Here is a 1,535-nt window from a genome sequence, read left to right on the forward strand (position 1 = left end):
CCGACGCGACGACGCCGAGGTCGTTGCCCACCACGTCGCTGAAGACGAGGCCGACCACCGTCGCGGGCGCGGCGAGACGGGCCAGACCGCCGCCCTTGAGCGTCGAGAGGTGCTTTCTGACCGCGTTCAGTTCGCCGATGTGCGCGCCGGACCGGAGGAGGGCGTCCGTCGTCGCCTGGAGGTCCGACAGCGAGATTCCGTCGGCGGGCGCGGAATCACCGCGCTGGCCCCCCCGGTGACGACGGCGAGGACGAGCGTCCGGTCGTCCGTCTCCGCGAGGAGTTCCACGATTCGCGAGGCGCTCTCGACGCCCGCCTCGGAGGGGACGGGGTGTGCGCCCGGCAGGCGGTCGATTCGCTCCCCGCGGCCGGGGTCGGGCGTGACCACGACGCCGCCGTCGATTCGGTCGCCGAGAACCGCTTCGAGGGCGTCGGCCACGCCGTCGCCGGCTTTCCCCCGCCGACGACGAGGACGCGGTCGAACCGCCCGAGGTCGTACGTCGCGTCCGCGACGCGGAGTTCGTCGCCCTCGACGGCGACGGCGTCTCTGACGACGCGGTCGGGTAAGACGGCCGCGACGGCGTCTCTGAGACACGCGATGGCCGTCTCGTGCGCTCGCGTCGGCGTGTCGGCGTCGAACGAGATACTGGTCATACCCCGAGATGCTCCGACAACGGTAAAAAGCGTGGGCGGAAATCGAAGGTAATGAGTCAGGAAGCGGCCGGCGAGGGTCGCGTCCGCGTCGTCGGGACGGCCCACGTCTCCGAGGACAGCGTCCGCGAAGTCGAAGCCGTCGTCGCGGAGGAACGCCCGGACGTGGTCGCCGTCGAACTCGACGAGGGACGGTACCGCCAGATGAAGGGCGGCACGCCCGACGACCTCGAACCCGGAGACCTGCTCCGCGGCAACACCGTCTTCCAGTTCATCGCCTACTGGATGCTGTCGTACGTGCAGGCGCAACTCGGCGAGAAGTTCGACGTGCAACCGGGCGCCGACATGCTCGCGGCCGTCGAGACGGCCGAGGAGTTCGGCATCGACGTGGCCCTCGTGGACCGCGACATCAACGAGACGATGCGGCGCTTCTGGTCGCGGATGCGTTCGTCGAGAAGCTACAGATGGTCGGCGGCCTCGCGTTCGGCCTCGGCGACAGTCGCGGCGTCGGCGTCGTCCTCGGCCTCCTCGTCGGACTGCTGGTCGGCCCGGTGGTCGGCCTGTTCGGTGGGTCGTTCGGCGTCGGCCTCCCCCTCCTCGCCCGCGTCACCGGCGGCGCACTCGTCTTCGCCGCCGTCGCGGCCGTCCTCTGGGTCGGGTCCGCGTCGCTCCTCGACACGGAGGACCGCCTGTTCCTCGCCCTCGGCGTCGGCGTTGCCGCCGGGATGGTCGGTGGCGTCGGACTCGGCGTCGCCGCCCCCGTCGTCGACCGACTGAGCCCGTTCGCCGTCCGCGTCGTCGGCAGTCTCTCCCTGGGCATCGGCGTCGGTCTGTTGCTCGCCGGCCTCGCCGCGACGCTCGCGACGCGTTCGGCATGGGTCCCGA

The 1,535-nt window shown here is 71.5% G+C and carries 1 protein-coding gene and 2 pseudogenes; 1 reads left to right on the top strand and 2 read right to left on the bottom strand.

The annotated features are described in order from the left end of the window. Positions 1-288, bottom strand: a pseudogene (locus tag GJ632_RS24925) (DUF4147 domain-containing protein); the annotation flags it as partial. After that, a complete protein-coding gene (locus GJ632_RS24935) occupies positions 216-653 on the bottom strand; it encodes a DUF4147 domain-containing protein (protein ID WP_394351848.1) in 438 nt (145 codons plus the stop codon). The pseudogene GJ632_RS24925 and the gene GJ632_RS24935, both read right to left, overlap by 73 nt. A 51-nt stretch (positions 654-704) precedes the next feature. Here GJ632_RS24935 and GJ632_RS21410 point away from each other — a divergent pair. Then, positions 705-1,535 (top strand): annotated as a pseudogene (locus tag GJ632_RS21410) (TraB/GumN family protein); the annotation flags it as partial.

Origin of the sequence: Halogeometricum sp. CBA1124 (assembly GCF_009741955.1) — an archaeon.
GTDB lineage: Archaea > Halobacteriota > Halobacteria > Halobacteriales > Haloferacaceae > Halogeometricum > Halogeometricum rufum.